Consider the following 18,434-nt stretch of genomic DNA (forward strand, 5'->3'; position numbering starts at 1 on the left):
CAATTTTAGGATTATCGGCGCGATCGTTCAGGCCGCGGCACCACTATCCAAAGTGCAGCGCCACGCGGCGGTTCTGTTTGCCTTTTTTCTCAATCTTGCCAATGCGGACATGGCCGATTTCGCCTGTGCGGGCGACATGTGTGCCGCCGCAGGGCTGGAGATCGACCTGCTCGCCGCCCTGCCCGATCATCACCAATCGCACATGGCCGCTGCCCATTGGCGGCTTGACCGACATGGTTTTCACCAGCTGCGGATTGGCCAGCAATTCGTCATCGGTGATCCACATCTCTGAGACGGGCAGATCGCGTCTGATCAACTCGTTCAACTGTTCTTGCAGCACATCCTTGTCCGCAGGCGCGTCCGGCATATCAAAATCAAGCCGGCCCTTTTCAGCCCCAATCGCGCCGCCGGTGACAGGCAGCGGGATGATGACCGACAGCAAGTGCAGCGCGGTATGCATGCGCATGTGACGGTGGCGGCGGTCCCAATCCAGTTTCTGGATCACCTCGGCACCAACGGGCGGAAGGGCCGCTGGTTCTGCGGGCACCAGCGCAATGTCTTTGCCATCCGCCTTGACGCTGGTCGCAATGCTGAGCGCACCGCCATCCCAGATCAGCGCGCCACTGTCACCCGGTTGCCCGCCGCCGGTGGGATAAAACAGGGTTTCGTCCAGAATGACCCCGCCTTCCGGCGTATGGGCCTGCACACGGGCGGTGGTTTCGCGCAAGTAAGCGTTTTCCAGAAACAGGCGCTCGGTCATTCTTTGCTGTCCTCGTCAGGATGGGTCTCGGCGTCCTGGGCCGGTGGTGTCGCCTGCGTTTGCGGGCGCAGCGTCTCAGGGTTGCGCAGCCAGATATCGCTTTGCGGGAAGGGAATTTCGATCTTCTCTTCTTCAAAGCGGCGGGCGACTTCGAAATTGAGTTCTGATTTCACGGCCATCTGCCAATTCACATCGCGCAAAATCGCGCGGATCTCAAAATCTAGCGAACTGGCGCCAAATCCGGTGAAGAGCACCGCCGGCGGCGGGTTCTCCAGCACCAGGGGATGGGCGCGCACAATCTCCATCAAGATCTTTTCCACGCGGCGCGGATCGGTGCCATAGGCGACCCCGACCGGCACAATCGCGCGCCCGATGGTATTGCCGCGGGTAAAGTTGGTGACGGTGCCGCTGACCAGATCGGCGTTGGGGACAATCACATCGGTGCGATCAAACGTCTCGATGCGGGTGGAGCGCACGGAAATATCGCGCACATAGCCCATATTGCCATTCACCTCGATCCAATCGCCTTCGGAAATTGGCCGTTCAATCAAAAGGATGATGCCACTGACAAAGTTTGACACCACGTTCTGCAAACCAAAACCGATGCCTACCGAAAGCGCACCCGCCACCAGCGCGATCGAGCTAAGGTCAATGCCCGCCGCCGTGATAGCGATCAGCGCCGCCAAGAAAATACCGACGTACCCCAAGCCCGAGACAATGGCGTTGCGCCCGCCAAGATCCATTTTGGTTTTCGGCAAGATGGTATTTTTCATCGCCCCTTGCAGCAGGCGCGTGATGGTAAACCCAACAACAAAGACCAGCACAAAGGTAAAGAAATCTGCAAGAGAAATGCGCGTTTCCCCAATGGCAAACCCATTGGAGAAATCGGTCCAAAGCTCGGTCAGATCCGACCAGCGGGCCCCCCAGATCAGCGCCAGAAACGGCAGCGCCGCCAAGATCAGCATCACGCCCAGCAAGACCGGCACCAAGCCGTCAGACAGATCATCGCCCTCGCCCATCACCAGGGAGAATATGGCCGAGGTAATACGCTGCAGGATCAGCACAAAGGCCAGCACTTGCATGGTCATGATCGCGGGCATGATCAATTGCTGCGCCGCGCGGAAATAGCCTATGCAGGCCAGGGCGAGACCGATCAGCGCCGCGGCCATGATCAGGCGTTTGATGATCGACAGCACGCGGTCGCCATAGGTGGCGCTGGTGCTGTCTGGGCGTTCGTGGTGCCCCAATAGCACCGCGAGGCGCCAAAAGATCACCGCAGCGACGGCAAAGAGCGGAAAGAACAGCACCGCGCGGGTGCCATCAGACCAGCCGTCATATTGCGCGATCTCAGTCAAGATTCCGTTGACTGCGAGAATACTGCCAAGAATACCGGCATAAAGCCGCCCCTCGCGCCGCTCGCCATCTTCCAGACGGATGAAAGGCAGCACCTCGGAGGTTTGCGGAAAGACACGGCTGCCGAGCCAAATCGACACCAGCACCAGCAGCCCCGCCTCGGGCAGGGTCGATAGCAGCAGCTCGCCGCGCAGGCCCGGCAGCTCGGTGGCATAGGCTGCTTCGATCAGGGCCAGCAGGCCGACAAACGGCAAGATGATCTGACCTAGTGACACCACCGAGGCGGCCAGCCAACGCCCTGAGAAGGCCCCGCGCGTTTGAACCGTGTTGGCCAAGGCCTCAAACCAGCCACGCCCGCGCGACAGCAGCAGAAACGCCACTGCGAGCAGCAGCAAAACTTCGGGGAAGTTATGGCGCAATTCGGTTTTCTGGATCGGGTTTTGCCAGGCGACGCCCATTTCGTTGGTCACATGCCCAATGGATGTCAGCAGCGTGTCGAGCGCAGAGGGCCACAAAACCGGGTTGAGCGGTGTTGGACCCAGTTCGAGCAACTCATCGGTTTGGCGCGCGCGCAAGATCGTGTCGATGCCGCGGATCAGCCCTTCAGCTTCGGCCAGGGCGACCTCGGCGCGCTTTGAAGGCACCTGCAATTCGGCGAGCTGGGTGTTCAATGCGGCGCGCTGCGCCTTGATGTCGGCGGGCTCCTCGCCGCTTTCGGGCACCGGCCCTAGCGTGTTGAGCTGGGTCTGAACCGTCTCAATGGCATTGCTGTTGATGGATTGCGCCGCGCGGAACCTTTCGCGCCAGGCATCAATCTGGCCGCGCAAATCTTCGAGCGCAACATCCGAGGCCCGCCCGGCCTCAACCGCATCTGCGGCGCGCGCCGCGAGGCTGTTCCATTCCGAATAATCTGGCCCCGCAGCCGTCTGAGCCACAGAAAAAACCGCGCTGCAAAACAGCAGCACGGTTGCGAAAATCAGGTTTGCGATGCGTGGCATCTATCCTCACACGTCTTCAAAAACACCCGGAATGCTCCCCGGTCCTTCGCTCAGCCAACCGGGAAGCGGCAGGCCTTTTTCCTTCAGGAAGGTCGGGTTGAACATCTTGGATTGATAGCGGGTGCCGTAATCACAGAGCATGGTCACAATGGTATGGCCGGGGCCCATTTCCTTGGCCATACGGATTGCGCCAGCGACGTTGATCCCAGACGAGCCACCCAAACACAGGCCTTCGTTTTCCAAGAGGTCATAGCAGATCGGCAGCGCCTCATGGTCGCTGATCTGATACATCATGTCTGGGGTGAACCCATCCAGGTTGGCGGTGATCCGCCCCTGCCCGATCCCCTCGGTGATGGACGTGCCTTCGGCATTGGCAACGCCATCGCGGAACAGCGTAAACATGCCCGAGCCCATCGGGTCAGCCAAGGCCACCTTGACGCCTTTGGGTTGCAGCGCCTCGCCAACCCCGGCCAGCGTGCCGCCAGAGCCGATGGCACAAACGAAACCATCCACTTTGCCGCCGGTCTGTTCCCAGATTTCCGGGCCGGTGGTTTCGACATGGGCCTGACGGTTGGCGGTGTTGTCAAACTGGTTGGCCCAGATGGCGCCATTGGCCTCGGTCTTGTTCAACTCTTCGGCCAAGCGGCCCGAATAGCGCACATAGTTGTTGGGGTTCTTGTAAGGGGCCGCTGGCACCTGCACCAATTCCGCCCCGGCCAGGCGGATCATGTCTTTCTTTTCCTGGCTTTGCGTTTCCGGGATCACGATCACAGTGCGGAACCCCATCGAGGCCCCCACCAGCGCCAGACCGATGCCGGTGTTGCCTGCGGTGCCTTCAACAATCGTGCCCCCGGGGCGCAGCGCGCCGCGCGCGATGGCATCCTTGATGATATAAAGCGCGGCCCGGTCTTTGACCGATTGGCCGGGGTTCATGAATTCTGCTTTACCGTAAATCTCGCAGCCGGTGTCCTCGCTGGCTTGGTTGAGCCGGATCAGAGGAGTGTTGCCGATGGCGTCGGCCAGATTTCGAGCGATACGCATCAGGGCGCCTTTCATTTGGTCTTTGTGTCTTGCCCGTATGTCTAGGGCGATGGGCAGCGGAACTCAAGCCACAGCGCGCAAGCGATCACGGCTTCTTGCCAGCCAAAGCGCTGCAAGGACAAGTGGCGCATTTGCGGCCTCAAACCCCTCGACCATCTCCATCAGCCTGTCAAAACTATAGAGATAGGATTTGATATCTTCGGCTTCGGCGTCCAGCCCGGCCACGCCGGTGACATCATCCGGCAGATCCGCCTCACCGACGAAGATGTTGAAATATTCGGTGCTGCATCCGGGTGACGCATAACAGCGGGCCACGCTGTGCAATTTGCTTAAGCTCAGCCCGGCTTCTTCGCGCGCTTCGCGATGGGCGGTTTCTTCAGGGGTTTCACCGGGATCAACGCGGCCTGCAATCGGCTCCAGCATCCAGGGTTTTTCATCGCCGCGCGCATAAGGACCCGGCCGGAATTGTTCGATCAGCAACACGCGGTCCCGCCGCGGATCATAGGGCAAGACGATACTGGCATCGGAGGCGGCAAAAACCTCGCGCGACACCGGGGCGCTCATTGCGCCGTCATATTGCCGAAAGGCGACCTCATGGGTTTCAACACTGAAAAAATTGGTAAAGGGGCGGGTCAGCCCAATGGCCTCTGTATCTGTGCGGCGAAATCCACTGGGGCTGAAAGCATCGTTGCGCATCATGGCGTTGACCTTGGCAGCCGCGCGTACGCGGATCATGGGCGCGCGCATCGCAAGCGTGGCGGCGTCAATCTGGCCAAAGTAACTCATTTCTTCCTCGGCGGCGAACACGGCCCGGGGCGCATGGCTGGCGCGCCAATTGCCAAAGTCCCAAGGGCCTTCGGTGGTCGGCTCTGATTGATTGGGCAGGAAAGCCTCTGCGCGCTGCGGGCCGTGCGCGGTGGTGACGTCAACCGGCGCAAGACTGTAGCCGCCTTCATAAAACGCGAGCCGCTGCATGTCAGCCTCACTCACACCTTTAAGCAGCAGCCCCTCTGCCCGTGCGCCTTGCACGGGGATCAACACCGGATAATCCGCATCCGCGAGGGCCAAGGCCGCATACCCATCCAGGGACGCTGCCGCGATCTCGGAGGGCGAGACCGATCGGCCCAGCACGATTTCCAACAACGGCAGATGCCGCAGCGTGCCGTAAAAAAACAATGTCGACAAATTTATCTCCAGCGGCGCGAAATGGCCTCGGCTAGCAGCCCGGCAAGGACTGCGCCAACAAAAAGGGTCACAAGAATGGGCGGATGCAACAGCAAAAGGCCGTTTTCACCCATCATTTTGAATATGGATTGGATCGCCTCTGCCGTGCGGTCATAGCGCAGGTTGAGCGAATTGCCCATCATCTGCCAACAGGCATGGGCAAAGAGCAAGATCAGTACCATCGCCAGCATGGCGGTGATACCGGCGTTGACCGAAGGCATGATGCCGCGCCCGGCGTTTTTGCCCAGCAGCTTCCAGCCAATCACCGCCCCAAACGCAAAATTCACATAGGTGAAATAGCCAAAATCCATGCCTTCCGGCATCAGCGGTTTGATCATTTCCGAGACAACAGCGGCCAAAAGGCCGAGGGCAAGGGCGGAAAAGAGATTGGCGGCGGTGGGCATTGTGCGGTCTGCTCTGGCTTTTGTCCTACCCTACGGCGCAGGTGGCCCGCGCCGCAAGGGCATAGCCGCTAAAGAAGGTCATCCAGTGCAGTCAATAGCGCGTCAACTTCGGCCTGCTGGGTATAATGCACAAAGCTCAGGCGCAGAACACCGGGATGGGGCGCAACGTTTTGCGCGTTCAGGGCGCGCACGGCATAAAAATCCCCGGCCCCCACCATCAGCCCGCGCGCGGCCAGCGCCTCTGCCAGCGCCTGCGGATCTTTCTGGGTCGCCAGCGCCACGGTTGGCGCGCGGCTCTTTGCATCGCGTCCGCCCAATAGGCGCACAGAATTTTTGCTGCCTAGGTGATCCAGCAACGGCTGCAATAGCTGTATTTCGTGCGCGCGCATCAACGTGTTGACGCCGGTCGCCTCCGTGGTTGGCGTGCCTGATATGCCGTGATGAGCGGCAAGCGCTTCAAAATAGTCAATCATCCCGGCACAAGCTGCCACCTGGGCATGGTCTGGCCCTGCGGGTGTAAAGCGCTTGTAAAGCACGTCGCCATTAAAGAAATGCCCCTGATTGGGCAGCAACGCGCCGAGTGCACGCCGGATCGCCATGACCCCCTGATGCGGCCCGTAGGTTTTATACGCTGAGAACAAATAGACGTCCGCCCCAAGGTCGTCGACATTGGGCAGCCCATGGGGCGCATAAGACACCCCATCAACAATCGCAAAGGCCCCAGAAGCATGCGCCATGGCGCAAATTTCTTTGACGGGGTTGATCTCGCCCACAACGTTGGAGCAATGCGGAAAACAGACAAAGCGCACCGCGTCTGTCAACAAATCGCCCAATTGCGCCGGGTCCAGCCGCCCGGTTTCCGGATCTATTTGCCATTCGATCACGCGAATGCCTTCATCCGCCAACCGGCGCCAAGGGCCGGTGTTGGCCTCATGGTCCTGATTGGTGACGATGATCGCCTCACCGGGTGTGAGCAGCTTGCGCATGGCCTGCGCCAGCACATAGGTGTTTTGCGTGCTCGAGGGCCCAAAGCTGATTTCATCGGTCTCAACACCCATCCAGGCGGCGATGCGGCGGCGGGCTTCGTCCATCTCTTCGCCGGCCAGACGGCTGGCCTCATAGGCACCATAGGGTTGCACTTTGCGCTGGGTGTAATAGCGGATCAGCCGGTCGATCACTGGTTTGGCGGTATAGGAGCCGCCGGCGTTTTCAAAGAAAGCCTGGCCTTGCAAACTGGGTTCAGCGAAGGCCGGGAATTGGCTGCGGACAAAGTCAATATCAAGCGTCATGGCCAGTTCCTAGGGCGACTTATTCAGACAATGCAGCGCGGATCTTGGCGGCCTGTGCTTTCAGCACGTCAAAATCTGCCATTTTTCCTGGCGGGCGCAGCGCGACGCCATCGTGGCGCGGCAGCACGTGGTAATGCAGGTGAAACACCTCCTGCCCGCCTGCTGCTTCGTTGAATTGCTGCACGGTCACGCCATCTGCCGCAAAGGCTTTCATCACCGCATGGCCCATTTTCTGCACGGTCGCCAAACAGGCGGCCAGTTGCGCCGGGCTGGCGTCCAGCATATTGCGGGCGGCATCTTTGGGGATCACCAGGCAATGGCCATCGGCACGGGGCATGATATCCATAAAGACAAAAGTGGCGTCATCTTCGTAAAGTTTTTCCGATGGGATCTCGCCGCGTAGGATTTTGGCAAAAATATTGTCGCTGTCATATGTCATCAGACCACCCCCCAAACCGGTGCCGCCATCAGAATCGGGCGGCTTTCCTTGGGCAGTTTGTCATATCCCTGCAGGGCGGCAAGCGGCATTCTGCACGCGGATCAGAAGCGACGCGCCAACATCGTGCCAAGCGTCAGATCATCACCCATGGCCACGGCTGAAACATCCAGCGCGATTTCTGGGGCGAGATCAAATTCCGCCAACATGCCGCCGCTGTTTTCTGCGCTGCCAAACTCGGCCCGATAAAACCCAAACAGATGCACCTTGGGGGCCGCGTCAAACCCGGCGGCCAGTTCAACCGCGCTGCCAGCGCCGTTGGCCGCCATGACATAACCGCCCAGTGAGACCGTCACCCCCTGCAAATCCTGCGCATAGACAATCTTGGCGTTACCCTCGCCTTTTGATGTCACCTCTAACGCTAGGTCGAGATGCGCGCCTGGCAGATCCTCGGCCCAGCCCGCACCGAGCACGCGCAGATCTTGCCCCGGGACGTCATGTAATGAGAGCGCGTAGTGCCCCGCCCCGTGCGGCGCGGTCACTGCGACGCCGACAGGCAGAAAATCGGCTTGCTCCAGCGTGCCCTGCGTCAGTGCGCTGCGGCTTTGGCCCGAGCGATCGAGCAGTTTGCGTGGCAGCACATGATAAAGGCCGCTTTGCGCAAAATCGTCAAACGCCGGGCGCGGCGCACCGGCCTCAACCTGCAGCCCGCTGGTGCCGACATATCCCAGGCTGACATAGGTTTCATGTTTGCGGCCCACGACGCCAAAAGCGCCAAGTTCGGCCCGCACCCCCTGCCAGGTCAGCTTGGCGCTAAAATCGCCATAGAGGTCATCCACCCGGTCGCCGCCCGTCCACGTGGCGCTGAGGCCCAATTCGCCCTCCAGCGATCGGCCCAATGGCTCGGCAAATGCTGCAGTTGCAGAAATCAGCGCTGCCAAGGGAATGGCCGCAGAAATCATGCGAGGAAACGTCATCTAAGGCACCAGAATTATGAAGAAATATCGAAGGGTTCTACATAATGCACGCGCAGCAATTCGCAAGCTTGAGACAGGAGGCCCGCGCAATCTGATGCAAGAACGGCACAGAAAATTTCGCCCACTTCCCGGCCGCATGCCCTTGCAACGGCGCGCCACGCGGATTACATCAGTAGGGCTTCTTCGGAAGCTATGGACATAAACGCGCTCGTAATAAGCGGATCGGACCCGGGGGCGGTACCCGGCGTCTCCACCAATCAACCTTCATTTGGGGTCGGATGGGGACGAAATAGGATCGACGAACGTCTAAAGGGGTTAGCTTTGTCTCGGCTGTCTGCCACCGTTATCGGCGAATTTTGTACAATTGCAAATGACAATCGTGCACCAGTAGCAATGGCCGCGTAAGCGACCGGAGCGACTGACTCTTAAGCCCTATCGCTTGCAGCTATAGGCGGGGTTCGCAGGTACCTGGCAACAGAAACCTGCATTTTTCCGTTTCAGCGCCGATCTTTACCACTCTGCTACCTTTTGCTGGTTTGCTGATGCTGAACGCATTTGCATTGGGGGCAAAGATGACACCGCAGCAACATATGCTGGATCAATGGTTCAAACGGGTTTGGAACGAAAATGATCTGGCGGCCATCGACGAATATTTCCAACCGGATTCCAAGGCGCGCGGGGTGATCCCTGGCATGGCGCTGGGCGCTGGCGACTATCATGATTTTGTGCCTATGATCAACGAGTTGATCACCGATATTCACACCAAGATGGAAGTGATGACGCAGGCAGGAGACTGGGTGCAGGGGCTGTATTCGGTCACGGCGCGCGCAGCGCACAACGCCGCCCCGATACACGTCAGCGGCCAGGTCTGCGTGCGCTTTGAAGGCGACAAGATGGTTGAGGCTTACAACAATTTCGACTTTTTCGGCATGTTCGAACAGTTGGGGCAATTGCCAGAACAGTCGCTGGCGCTGTGTCTGTCAGGCCAGTCCCTATCCTGACACCGCCGTAGACCGGGCGGCTTGACCGGCCAAAACAATCGTGGCATTTCAATCCTATGGGGCCGCGATTACCCCGTGAGGCTCAGGCTGAAGGATCGCATCCTCTTTGTGATATGAAAGGATGCCTATGCCTGCCTTAAATGAAATTTCCCCTGCCCAGTTGATGCGTCGGATTGGCGTGCCGGATGCACCGGCCCTGATTGACGTGCGTCTGCCCGAAGATGTGGCCGAAATCCCTTCGCGTGTGCCAACCGCCCTGCCCTTTGCCCATGAGGATCTTGACGGGATCATCGCGGCCATTGGCACGCGCGCTGCTGTTGTGATCTGTCACAAGGGCCGCAAACTCAGCCATGGGGTACGCGCCCGTTTGCAAGCGCGCGGCATGTCAGCCGAGGTCCTCAGCGGCGGGTCTGTGGCCTGGCAGGAAGCCGCGCTGCCGGCCGTGCCGGATGCCGCGCTGCGCGAGGCTGGCCCGCTCTGGGTCACACGCCATCGCCCGAAAATTGACCGCATCGCCTGTCCTTGGCTGATCCGCCGTTTTGTCGACCCGGCGGCAGAATTCCTGTTTGTCCCGCCCGCAGAGGTTGCGGATGTCGCCGCACGTTTTGGCGCGACGATGTTTGACATGCCGGGTGGTGACTGGGGCCATGAAGGCTCGGGGTGCAGCTTTGACACCATGTGCCGCCGCTTTGGTCTGCGCGACCCGGCACTGGCGCGGCTGGCCACCGTTGTGCGCGCGGCTGACACCGGGGCGCATGACCTTGCGCCCGAAGCCGCGGGCTTGCTTGCGATTTCAGCGGGACTGTCGCGCCAGTATCGCGATGATAACGCACAGCTGGCGGCGGGGCTGCCGATCTATGATGCCCTCTATCGCTGGGCGCGCGACGCCTTTGATGAAACGCACGCGGATCGCCCCGCGCCCTCTGGACCCCGCCAGCCATGACCCCCACATATTCTGACCTGTTTCGCGTCTTTGGGCGCATCGGCATGCTGAGCTTTGGCGGCCCGGCGGCGCAAATCGCATTGATGCACAAAGAACTTGTCGAAGAGCGCCCCTGGATGAGCGAAGAGAAATTTCTGGGCGCATTGTCCTTTTGTATGCTGTTGCCCGGGCCCGAGGCGATGCAGCTGGCCACCTATGCCGGCTGGCGCCTGCGCGGAACAGCGGGCGGTTTGCTGGCCGGGTTGCTTTTTGTGCTGCCCGGTGCGGCGGTCATTCTGGCCTTGGCAGCGTCATATGTGACCTATGGCGGCGTGCCCTTGGTGCAGGCGGCGTTCCTCGGGGTGAAATCTGCAGTGGTGGTTGTGGTGCTTCAGGCGCTTTGGAAACTCTCGCGCAAGGCCTTGATCACCCCGCTCAGTTGGGCGCTCGCAGCGGCCGCATTTGTGGCCATCTATGCTTTGGGTCTGCCATTTCCGTTGATTGTTGCGCTTGCGGCGCTCATTGGGTTTGCACTTGCGCCGCACCCACCGGAGGGCGCGGCTGCGGTCGCCCCGCCCGCGACCAAACGCGCCACCGTGCCAACCTTCGCCATCTGGAGCGCGCTTTGGGCGCTGCCTGTCGCGCTGGTTTTCTGGCTCGACCACAGCTTTCTTCAGGATATCGCGCTTTTCTTTTCCAAACTGGCGATTGTCACCTTTGGGGGGGCCTATGCCGTCCTGGCCTATATGACCCAGACGGTCAGCGTGGATTACGGCTGGATCAGCACGGCGCAAATGATTGATGCGCTGGGCCTTGCAGAAACCACGCCCGGCCCGCTGATCCTTGTCACGGAATTTGTTGGTCTTTTGGCGGGCTATCAGCAAGGCGGCGTTCTTTTGATGCTATTGGCGGGGGCGCTGACGCTCTGGTGCACCTTTGTGCCCTGTTTTCTCTGGATTTTCGTGGCCGCGCCGTATGTCGAATGGCTGACCGCCCAACCGCGCCTTAAGGCAGGGCTGGCGGGAATCACCGCAGCGGTGGTGGGCGTGATTCTGAACCTGTCCCTCTGGTTTGCGCTGCATGTTCTTTTTGCCGACGTCGCGCGCAGCGCCCTCGGGGCCGTGCCGGTCTGGCACAGCTTTGATCCTTTTGCGCTGCTGTTGGTGGCGGTTGCGGCGGGGCTATTGCTCTGGCGCAAACTGTCATTGCCGCTTGTTTTGCTGATCATGGCCGCACTCAGCACCGGGGCCGCAATGATGTGATCGAAATCTGCTTGCGGCTGCTTTTGTTTTCAGAAGAATGATCTATGCTGACACCCAAGACGACGAATAAGGTGACTCATGATTGGCTCAATCGACTATGGCAACTTGATGCACCGCGCTATGCGGGGCCTGATTCAAGAGGTTTTGCAAGGGGTTAAGGATGATGGCTTGCCCGGTGAGCATCATTTTTTCATCACCTTTGACACGCGCCATCCGGATGTGGAAATCGCTGATTGGCTGTCAGATCGCTACCCGACGGAAATGACGGTTGTCATGCAGCATTGGTACGACAATCTGGACGTGACGGATGAAGGGTTTGCCATCACGCTCAACTTTGGCGACGCGCCTGAGCCGCTGTATATCCCCTATGACTCGATCCTGACGTTTGTCGACCCAAGCGTTGAATTCGGTCTGCGGTTTGAAACACAGGTGGCCGCCGATGACGAGGATGATGAGGACGACGCCCTGGACGCTGACGAAGCGGTTTCCGAAGTTCTGGCAGACCCCGAAGAGGTCGCAGAAAAACCGGACGCACAGGTTGTAAGCCTCGACAGCTTCCGGAAAACCTGATGGGCCATGCGGGGGCCCGGCGCTGCAAACTGGGCGTGTTATCGCAAACAGGATGAAAACCGCCCTAATCAGCGGTATTCAATGGGTTACAGCATTGCATATTGCGCCCCCTGCGGTATGACATTCGCGAACTGAGTTACCGGAGGTCATGATGACTGAAACCCGCACCGAAACCGACAGCTTTGGGCCGCTCGAAGTCCCTGCAGACAAATATTGGGGGGCGCAGACCCAGCGCTCGATCATGAATTTCCCCATCGGCTGGGAACAACAGCCCGTCGCAATCGTGCGCGCGCTGGGCGTGATTAAGAAAGCCTGCGCCATGGCCAACAAGGCCAACGGCGATCTGGATGCACGGATTGCGGATGCCATCATTGCGGCGGCTGGCGAAGTGATCGAGGGCAAGTTTGACGACAACTTCCCGCTGGTGGTGTGGCAGACTGGCTCTGGCACCCAATCCAACATGAACTCCAACGAAGTGATCGCAAATCGCGCCATCGAAATGCTCGGCGGCACCATCGGCTCCAAAGACCCGGTGCACCCGAATGATCACTGCAACATGGGCCAGTCCTCAAACGACACGTTCCCGACCGCCATGCATATCGGCGCGGCGATGATGGTGCGCGACGTGCTGCTGCCCGGCCTGACGAAACTGGCCGAAGGGCTGGAAGCCAAATCCGAAGAATTCAAAGACATCATCAAGATCGGCCGCACCCATACACAAGATGCGACCCCGCTGACCTTGGGCCAAGAATTCTCAGGCTACGCGCATCAGATCCGCCAAGGCATCAAGCGGGTCGAAGCAGCCCTGCCCGGCATCTATGAGCTGGCGCAAGGCGGCACCGCTGTGGGCACCGGCCTGAACACCAAAAAAGGCTGGGGCGAGGATGTCGCGGCCAATATGGCCGAAATCACCGGCCTGCCTTTTGTCACGGCCCCCAATAAATTCGAAGCTTTGGCCGCCCATGACGCCATGGTCTTTATGTCCGGCGCATTGGCGACCGTTGCTGGCGCGATGTATAAAATCGCCAATGACATCCGCTTTCTGGGCTCTGGCCCGCGCTCGGGCCTTGGCGAGCTGATCCTGCCGGAAAATGAACCCGGCTCCTCCATCATGCCGGGCAAGGTGAACCCAACCCAAGCCGAAGCGATGACACAGGTGGCCGCGCATGTGATGGGCAACAATGCAGCCATGACATTCGCTGGCTCGCAGGGTCACTTTGAGCTGAATGTTTACAACCCGATGATGTCCTACAATCTGCTGCAATCCATGCAGCTCTTGGGCGATGTGGCTGACAGCTTTACCGAGCGTATGCTCAACGGCATCCAGGCCAATGAGCCGCGTATTGAAAAGCTGATGAAAGAATCGCTGATGCTGGTGACGGCGCTGGCCCCGACCATCGGCTATGACAACGCCACCAAGGTTGCCAAAACCGCGCATAAAAACGGCACCACCCTGAAAGAAGAGGCGATTGCCCTCGGCTTTGTGGATGAGGCGACTTTTGATGCCGTCGTCCGGCCCGAACAGATGATCGGCCCGAAAGACTGATGGCAGAGCCGGTCAATCTGAACCGGTTTCGCAAAGCAAAAGCGCGGGCTGCCAAAAAGGCCCGCGCTGATACAAACGCTGCAAAATTTGGCCGCAGTAAAGCCGATAAGCAACGTGAGGAAAGTAAAATTTCCAAGCTGAAACAGCACCTTGATCAGCATAAGCGAGAGGATACATGAGCCGGCCGGTGAAACGCTCGCTCACGCTCAAGGGCCATCGCACCAGCGTCTCACTAGAGGATGAATTCTGGCAGGCCTTCCGCGCGATCGCTGCAGAAAAAAATCTGCCGATCAACGTTCTGGCCGCCGAAATCGACGCAGCGCGCGACCTTGAGGCTGGCCTCGCCAGTGCCATCCGCCTGTACGTATTGCGACACCATCAGCACAAAGGCTGACTGCGCTTCATCTTTTCAAAAATACTCGCGCCGCAGGCACCGCCGGCACGGCGGTTCATCCTGCTGCTGCCACCTCACGCACCCGCGCAATCATGGCGCGCAGCCCGTTTGAACGTTGCGAAGACAGGTGTTCATTCAGCCCCAGACGCTCCAGCTCGGCGCGGGCATCCACCGCCAAAACCTCTGCCAGGGTCAGCCCGTTGTAAAGCTTGCGCAGCACCGCGATCAGCCCACGCACAATCATGGCGTCAGAATCGCCGTCAAACGTAAGTACGCCATCTGCGATGGTAGGATGCAGCCAGACCTGACTTGCGCAGCCGTCGACTTTTGTGGCGGGCACTTTCAGCGCGTCTTCCAGCGGGTCCATGGCTTTGCCCTGCTCGATCACATAACGATAGCGATCTTCCCAATCTTCCAGAAAATCAAAATCTTCAACAATCTCTTCAAATGCAGCTGTGGCCATGGGTCATCCTTTCTGTCTTTCACCTAGGCGCTGGCGCGCAAAAGGTCCAGAGCCGCCTTGCCGCTTTTCAATTGCGCAACAATGCGCTAACCCAATAGCAAAGCAAATGGGGCGCGAGATGCATAAACCGATTGGTGTTCTTCTGGTTTCTACGCTGGTTCTGACCAGCTGCGGTACGGTGCGCGATAGCCGCCTTAATCCATTTAACTGGTTTGGCCGCGCCGAACGGGTCGAAACTGTCGACGCCGAAGAGATCAACCCGCTGATCCCGCGCAAACGCGACAGTATCTTTGACCGCGAGGAGGTGGCCTACCCCGGCGTGCCGGTTGCCAATATTACCGAACTGCGGGTGGAACGTGTGTCGGGCGGGGCCTTGATCCGCGCCAAGGGCATCGCCGCCACCCAGGGCGCGTTTGAGGCGTTGCTGGAGCCTGAGAATGACGATGAGCTGCCCGTTGATGGCGTGCTGACCTATCGTCTGCTGGCGATCCAGCCTGCGGGCTTCCGCCAAGGCACTCCGCAGTCGCGTGAACTCAATATCGCACGCTTCCGCACTTTGCAGGATCTTGATGGCGTGCGCGTCATTCGCGTGGTCGGCGCGCAGAATGCGCTGCAGGTCCGCCGCTAAGCTCTTATGATGTGGCCTGCCAACTTACGGCAGGCGCACAATCTTGATTGACGTGCCTTTGGCAGAAAGCGCGATTTCACCGTCGCAGAGGCGCAGCGCGTCATCGCCGAACACCTCGCGCCGCCAGCCCTTGAGTGCAGCGACATCCCGTTCCCCCGAAGCAATAGCGTCCAGATCCGCGGCGCTGGCAATCAGCTTACTGGCGACACCCGAACATTCGGTTTTGGATTTGAGCAATACGCGCAGCAGATCGGCGAGCGCCGGGTTCACCTGGCTTTTGTCCTTGGCGTTGGCCACACGCGGCATGTCAGCAGGTGGGCACTCGACCCCGGCCTTGACCGCGGCGAGAATACCATCGGCAATCTCCCCCTTGCGGGCTTCGCGCAACAACAGCCGCGAACGGCCCAGATCATTGGCGTTCGCTGGCTTGGTGGAGGCCAATTCGATCAGCGCATCATCTTTGAAGACGCGGTTGCGCGGGATATTGCGGCTTTGGGCATAGGCCTCACGAAACCGCGCCAACTCACGCACAACGGCGAGGAACTTTGGTGTGGTTGTGCGGGTTTTCACCCGTTTCCATGCGTCCTCGGGCTTAACGATATAGGTGCCCGGTGTGGTCAGAACGCCCAGCTCTTCCTGCACCCAACGGGCGCGGCCGGTTTCCTGCAGTTTTGCGTCCAGAAATTCGTAAATATTGCGCAGATGGGTCACATCGGCCAGCGCATAGCGTTTCTGCGCATCGGTCAGCGGGCGGCGTGACCAATCGGTAAAGCGGCTGGATTTGTCCACACCCTGCTTTGCGATTTTGCGCACCAATGTTTCATAGCCGACCTGATCGCCAAAGCCGCAGACCATCGCCGCCACCTGGGTATCAAACAGCGGTGTGGGAAAGACCCCGGCTTCAATAAAGAAAATCTCCAGATCCTGCCGCGCGGCGTGGAACACTTTGACCACATTGGTGTCGCGAAAAAGATCATACAGCGGCTCTAGGGAAAGCCCTTCGGCCAGCGGGTCAACCAGCACGGCGGTGTCATCGCTGGTTCCGGGCATGGCCAATTGAACGAGGCACAATTTGGAATAATAGGTGCGTTCGCGCAGAAACTCGGTGTCGATGGTGACATAGGGATGCTGGCGGGCTTCCTCGCAAAACGCTTTCAGTTCTTGCGTGCTCGTCAATGTCTTCATAAAGGTCTGTCTTTGATCGTTGATTGTGTCTGCTCGGTTTCAGACCTACGTGGATTTACCCGAAATTGCAATTCCTGCCCCGTTCGGGGTGGCGGCGCTGATATCTGAAGCGGTCAGAGGTCCAAACGCGCCTGCTCTCCGGCAGCAAAACGGCGCAGGACAGCGGGATAAAGCTTGTGTTCCTGTGTGAGGACGCGCGCGGCAAGATCGTCGGGCGTATCCCCCGCAAAAACCGGCACCCGCGCCTGTCCCAAAATCGGCCCATCGTCCAGTGCCGGCGTGACCAGATGCACGGTACAGCCGTGTTCGGCATCCCCCGCAGCGAGCGCCCGGGCATGCGTATGCAGCCCTTTGTATTTTGGCAAAAGCGACGGGTGAATGTTCAGCATCCGTCCCTCCCAAGGGGCGACAAAGCTTTCCGTCAAAACCCGCATGAAACCTGCAAGGCACAGGATATCGGGTTGCACCTTGTCCAGCTCTGCCTGAAGTGCGGCCTGGAACGCCTCGCGGTCGCCTTTAAAAGGGCGGTGGTCCACCACTGCGGTGGGCACTCCCAGCGCAGCGGCCTTTTTCAGACCGCCCGCCTCGGCATCATTGGCCAGCACCAGCACCGGCGTGGCCGCATGGCCGCCCGCTTGCATATCCTCAACGAGACGGACCATGTTTGAGCCGCCACCAGAGATAAAGATCGCGACCCGTTTTGTCACAGAAGGCTGCCTGTATAACGCATGCCGGCGCCTTCAGTCACGCTGCCGATGCGGGCAACGGTTTCACCCTCGGCACGCAAGAGCGCTTCCAGCGCCTCTGCCTCAGCCGCATCCACAGCGAGGATCATGCCGAGCCCGCTGTTGAATGTTTTCAGCATTTCGGATTCGGCCATACCGCCGGTTTCAGCCAACCATTTGAAGACGGCGGGCAGCTCCCAGCTGTTCAGATCAATATCCGCGCCCAGACCCTCGGGCAGCACGCGCGGCAGGTTTTCGGTCAGGCCACCGCCAGTGATATGCGCCAGGGCGTGAACACCGCCCGCGCGCACAGCCTTCAGCGCCTGTTTTACATAAAGACGGGTCGGCGTCAGCAGGTTCGCGCCCAGCGTGCCCTCGGCCCAAGGGCAGGAATCATCCCAACCAAGGCCGGAAACTTCAACCAGTTTGCGCACCAGCGAATAGCCGTTTGAATGCACACCGTTGGAGGCCAGCCCCAAGAGCACATCGCCCGCTTTGACGCCAGCCGGCAGATCGGCACCGCGCTCCATCGCGCCAACCGCAAAGCCCGCGAGGTCAAAATCACCCGCTTCATACATGCCCGGCATCTCAGCGGTTTCACCGCCGATCAACGCGCAACCGGATTGATAACACCCCTCAGCGATGCCCTCGATAATACGCGCAGCAGTTTCTGTTTCCAGTTTGCCGGTGGCAAAATAATCTAGGAAAAACAAAGGCTCCGCCCCTTGGCAGACCAGATCGTTCACGCACATGGCCACCAGGTCGATGCCCACGCCGTCGACATTTCCAGTGTCAATTGCGATGCGCAGCTTGGTGCCCACGCCGTCGGTGGCGGCCACAAGGATCGGATCGGTATAGCCGGCGTCCTTAAGATCAAACAGCGCGCCAAAGCCGCCCAGCCCGGCCATTACGCCCGCGCGTGTCGTGCGCTTTGCGGCCGGTTTGATCCGCTCCACCAGGGCGTTGCCCGCGTCGATATCTACACCTGCGTCCGCATAGGTGATGCCGTTCTTGCCGTCGCTCATGAGGGTCTCCATCGCTTGTTGCGACGGCCCTACCCCATCACTGCCCAAAGGGCAACGGTTGCCTGCTGCTGAGCGCCCGCGACCGGGAAAAAACCCCACAGAAATGCGCTTGACCCGCCCCGCCGGTATGCTAGCAATGCGCGCAAGGTGGGGCCTGTAGCTCAATTGGTTAGAGCAGAGCGCTCATAACGCTTTGGTTGCGGGTTCAAGTCCTGCCGGGCCTACCAGATT

General features: G+C 59.6%; 20 protein-coding genes, 1 tRNA gene and 1 other RNA gene. 10 read left to right on the forward strand and 12 right to left on the reverse strand.

The genetic code is table 11. From position 1 onward, the window contains the following. Positions 1-43 precede the first annotated feature (43 nt). The 8 genes from N6L24_RS02920 to N6L24_RS02955 all read right to left on the reverse strand — a co-directional run bounded on the left by N6L24_RS02920 (position 44) and on the right by N6L24_RS02955 (position 8,482). Positions 44-760: an alanyl-tRNA editing protein gene (locus tag N6L24_RS02920; protein WP_271843139.1), complete on the reverse strand. Its 717-nt coding sequence runs from the start codon at positions 758-760 to the stop codon at positions 44-46. Then, entirely contained in the window at positions 757-3,111 is a 2,355-nt protein-coding gene (locus N6L24_RS02925) for a DUF3772 domain-containing protein (protein ID WP_271843140.1), read from the reverse strand. Before N6L24_RS02925 ends, N6L24_RS02920 begins: the two co-directional genes overlap by 4 nt. Before the next feature lie 6 nt (positions 3,112-3,117). Continuing rightward, complete coding sequence (locus N6L24_RS02930) at positions 3,118-4,152, reverse strand: cysteine synthase A (RefSeq protein WP_271843141.1); 1,035 nt, start codon at positions 4,150-4,152, stop codon at positions 3,118-3,120. A 63-nt stretch (positions 4,153-4,215) separates the two neighbouring features. Further along, positions 4,216-5,337, reverse strand: coding sequence for an NUDIX domain-containing protein (locus tag N6L24_RS02935; RefSeq protein ID WP_271843142.1), 1,122 nt, complete (start codon positions 5,335-5,337; stop codon positions 4,216-4,218). 2 nt (positions 5,338-5,339) lie between these two features. Further along, complete coding sequence (locus N6L24_RS02940) at positions 5,340-5,780, reverse strand: TrgA family protein (RefSeq protein ID WP_271843143.1); 441 nt, start codon at positions 5,778-5,780, stop codon at positions 5,340-5,342. A 68-nt stretch (positions 5,781-5,848) separates the two neighbouring features. Continuing rightward, positions 5,849-7,069: an aminotransferase class V-fold PLP-dependent enzyme gene (locus N6L24_RS02945; protein ID WP_271843144.1), complete on the reverse strand. Its 1,221-nt coding sequence runs from the start codon at positions 7,067-7,069 to the stop codon at positions 5,849-5,851. 19 nt (positions 7,070-7,088) lie between these two features. After that, on the reverse strand, positions 7,089-7,511 hold the full coding sequence (locus tag N6L24_RS02950) for an HIT family protein (RefSeq protein WP_271843468.1): 423 nt from the start codon (positions 7,509-7,511) through the stop codon (positions 7,089-7,091). Positions 7,512-7,609: 98 nt separating this feature from the next. Continuing rightward, positions 7,610-8,482: a hypothetical protein gene (locus tag N6L24_RS02955; protein ID WP_271843145.1), complete on the reverse strand. Its 873-nt coding sequence runs from the start codon at positions 8,480-8,482 to the stop codon at positions 7,610-7,612. Positions 8,483-8,620: 138 nt separating this feature from the next. Here N6L24_RS02955 and ssrA point away from each other — a divergent pair. The 8 genes from ssrA to N6L24_RS02995 all read left to right on the forward strand — a co-directional run bounded on the left by ssrA (position 8,621) and on the right by N6L24_RS02995 (position 14,177). After that, positions 8,621-8,971: a transfer-messenger RNA gene (gene ssrA, locus N6L24_RS02960) on the forward strand. An 83-nt stretch (positions 8,972-9,054) separates the two neighbouring features. After that, the gene (locus N6L24_RS02965) at positions 9,055-9,483 is read left to right on the forward strand and encodes an ester cyclase (RefSeq protein ID WP_271843146.1); all 429 of its coding nucleotides are present in this window, start codon (positions 9,055-9,057) and stop codon (positions 9,481-9,483) included. Positions 9,484-9,610: 127 nt separating this feature from the next. Beyond that, positions 9,611-10,426, forward strand: a complete 816-nt coding sequence (locus N6L24_RS02970; protein WP_271843147.1) for a chromate resistance protein ChrB domain-containing protein — start codon at positions 9,611-9,613, stop codon at positions 10,424-10,426. Continuing rightward, positions 10,423-11,667, forward strand: coding sequence for a chromate efflux transporter (chrA, locus tag N6L24_RS02975; RefSeq protein ID WP_271843148.1), 1,245 nt, complete (start codon positions 10,423-10,425; stop codon positions 11,665-11,667). The genes N6L24_RS02970 and chrA overlap by 4 nt, the downstream gene beginning before the upstream one ends. A gap of 78 nt (positions 11,668-11,745) precedes the next feature. Beyond that, a complete protein-coding gene (locus N6L24_RS02980; protein ID WP_271843149.1) occupies positions 11,746-12,237 on the forward strand; it encodes an SspB family protein in 492 nt (163 codons plus the stop codon). Between the two features lie 151 nt (positions 12,238-12,388). Next, positions 12,389-13,783: a class II fumarate hydratase gene (gene fumC, locus N6L24_RS02985; protein ID WP_271843150.1), complete on the forward strand. Its 1,395-nt coding sequence runs from the start codon at positions 12,389-12,391 to the stop codon at positions 13,781-13,783. Beyond that, positions 13,783-13,962 carry a DUF4169 family protein gene (locus N6L24_RS02990; protein ID WP_271843151.1) on the forward strand — a complete coding sequence of 60 codons (180 nt, stop codon included), beginning with the start codon at positions 13,783-13,785 and terminating at the stop codon, positions 13,960-13,962. Before fumC ends, N6L24_RS02990 begins: the two co-directional genes overlap by 1 nt. Further along, positions 13,959-14,177 (forward strand): ribbon-helix-helix domain-containing protein, encoded by a 219-nt coding sequence (locus N6L24_RS02995; RefSeq protein ID WP_271843152.1) that lies wholly within the window; start codon positions 13,959-13,961, stop codon positions 14,175-14,177. The genes N6L24_RS02990 and N6L24_RS02995 overlap by 4 nt, the downstream gene beginning before the upstream one ends. A gap of 55 nt (positions 14,178-14,232) precedes the next feature. On the opposite strand, the gene N6L24_RS03000 is transcribed toward N6L24_RS02995, so the two are convergent. Next, complete coding sequence (locus N6L24_RS03000; protein WP_271843153.1) at positions 14,233-14,640, reverse strand: SufE family protein; 408 nt, start codon at positions 14,638-14,640, stop codon at positions 14,233-14,235. Between the two features lie 118 nt (positions 14,641-14,758). On the opposite strand from N6L24_RS03000, the gene N6L24_RS03005 reads away from it, so the two are divergent. Beyond that, the gene (locus N6L24_RS03005; RefSeq protein ID WP_271843154.1) at positions 14,759-15,268 is read left to right on the forward strand and encodes a hypothetical protein; all 510 of its coding nucleotides are present in this window, start codon (positions 14,759-14,761) and stop codon (positions 15,266-15,268) included. Positions 15,269-15,292: 24 nt separating this feature from the next. Here N6L24_RS03005 and rnd read toward each other — a convergent pair whose 3' ends face one another. From rnd to purM, 3 genes are all read right to left on the reverse strand, one after another. Then, the gene (rnd, locus tag N6L24_RS03010) at positions 15,293-16,453 is read right to left on the reverse strand and encodes a ribonuclease D (protein WP_271843155.1); all 1,161 of its coding nucleotides are present in this window, start codon (positions 16,451-16,453) and stop codon (positions 15,293-15,295) included. 113 nt (positions 16,454-16,566) lie between these two features. Further along, positions 16,567-17,160: a phosphoribosylglycinamide formyltransferase gene (gene purN / locus N6L24_RS03015; protein ID WP_271843156.1), complete on the reverse strand. Its 594-nt coding sequence runs from the start codon at positions 17,158-17,160 to the stop codon at positions 16,567-16,569. Then, positions 17,157-18,203 (reverse strand): phosphoribosylformylglycinamidine cyclo-ligase, encoded by a 1,047-nt coding sequence (gene purM, locus N6L24_RS03020; RefSeq protein WP_271843157.1) that lies wholly within the window; start codon positions 18,201-18,203, stop codon positions 17,157-17,159. The genes purN and purM overlap by 4 nt, the downstream gene beginning before the upstream one ends. A 150-nt stretch (positions 18,204-18,353) precedes the next feature. On the opposite strand from purM, the gene N6L24_RS03025 reads away from it, so the two are divergent. Further along, a tRNA-Ile gene (locus tag N6L24_RS03025) sits at positions 18,354-18,430 on the forward strand. Positions 18,431-18,434: the final 4 nt, after the last annotated feature.

The organism is Cognatishimia sp. SS12 (assembly GCF_028369055.1).
Classification (GTDB): Bacteria; Pseudomonadota; Alphaproteobacteria; order Rhodobacterales; family Rhodobacteraceae; genus Cognatishimia.

Coding starts and splice junctions, on each gene's coding strand:
- N6L24_RS02955 (WP_271843145.1), bottom strand. CDS start 8,482: ATGACGTTTCCTCGCATGATTTCTGCGGCCATTCCCTTGGCAGCGCTG.
- N6L24_RS02965 (WP_271843146.1), top strand. CDS start 9,055: ATGACACCGCAGCAACATATGCTGGATCAATGGTTCAAACGGGTTTGG.
- N6L24_RS02940 (WP_271843143.1), bottom strand. CDS start 5,780: ATGCCCACCGCCGCCAATCTCTTTTCCGCCCTTGCCCTCGGCCTTTTG.
- N6L24_RS03000 (WP_271843153.1), bottom strand. CDS start 14,640: ATGGCCACAGCTGCATTTGAAGAGATTGTTGAAGATTTTGATTTTCTG.
- N6L24_RS02980 (WP_271843149.1), top strand. CDS start 11,746: ATGATTGGCTCAATCGACTATGGCAACTTGATGCACCGCGCTATGCGG.
- N6L24_RS03005 (WP_271843154.1), top strand. CDS start 14,759: ATGCATAAACCGATTGGTGTTCTTCTGGTTTCTACGCTGGTTCTGACC.
- N6L24_RS02970 (WP_271843147.1), top strand. CDS start 9,611: ATGCCTGCCTTAAATGAAATTTCCCCTGCCCAGTTGATGCGTCGGATT.
- N6L24_RS02920 (WP_271843139.1), bottom strand. CDS start 760: ATGACCGAGCGCCTGTTTCTGGAAAACGCTTACTTGCGCGAAACCACC.
- N6L24_RS02995 (WP_271843152.1), top strand. CDS start 13,959: ATGAGCCGGCCGGTGAAACGCTCGCTCACGCTCAAGGGCCATCGCACC.
- N6L24_RS02930 (WP_271843141.1), bottom strand. CDS start 4,152: ATGCGTATCGCTCGAAATCTGGCCGACGCCATCGGCAACACTCCTCTG.
- N6L24_RS02925 (WP_271843140.1), bottom strand. CDS start 3,111: ATGCCACGCATCGCAAACCTGATTTTCGCAACCGTGCTGCTGTTTTGC.
- rnd (WP_271843155.1), bottom strand. CDS start 16,453: ATGAAGACATTGACGAGCACGCAAGAACTGAAAGCGTTTTGCGAGGAA.
- N6L24_RS02945 (WP_271843144.1), bottom strand. CDS start 7,069: ATGACGCTTGATATTGACTTTGTCCGCAGCCAATTCCCGGCCTTCGCT.
- chrA (WP_271843148.1), top strand. CDS start 10,423: ATGACCCCCACATATTCTGACCTGTTTCGCGTCTTTGGGCGCATCGGC.
- fumC (WP_271843150.1), top strand. CDS start 12,389: ATGACTGAAACCCGCACCGAAACCGACAGCTTTGGGCCGCTCGAAGTC.
- N6L24_RS02990 (WP_271843151.1), top strand. CDS start 13,783: ATGGCAGAGCCGGTCAATCTGAACCGGTTTCGCAAAGCAAAAGCGCGG.
- purM (WP_271843157.1), bottom strand. CDS start 18,203: ATGAGCGACGGCAAGAACGGCATCACCTATGCGGACGCAGGTGTAGAT.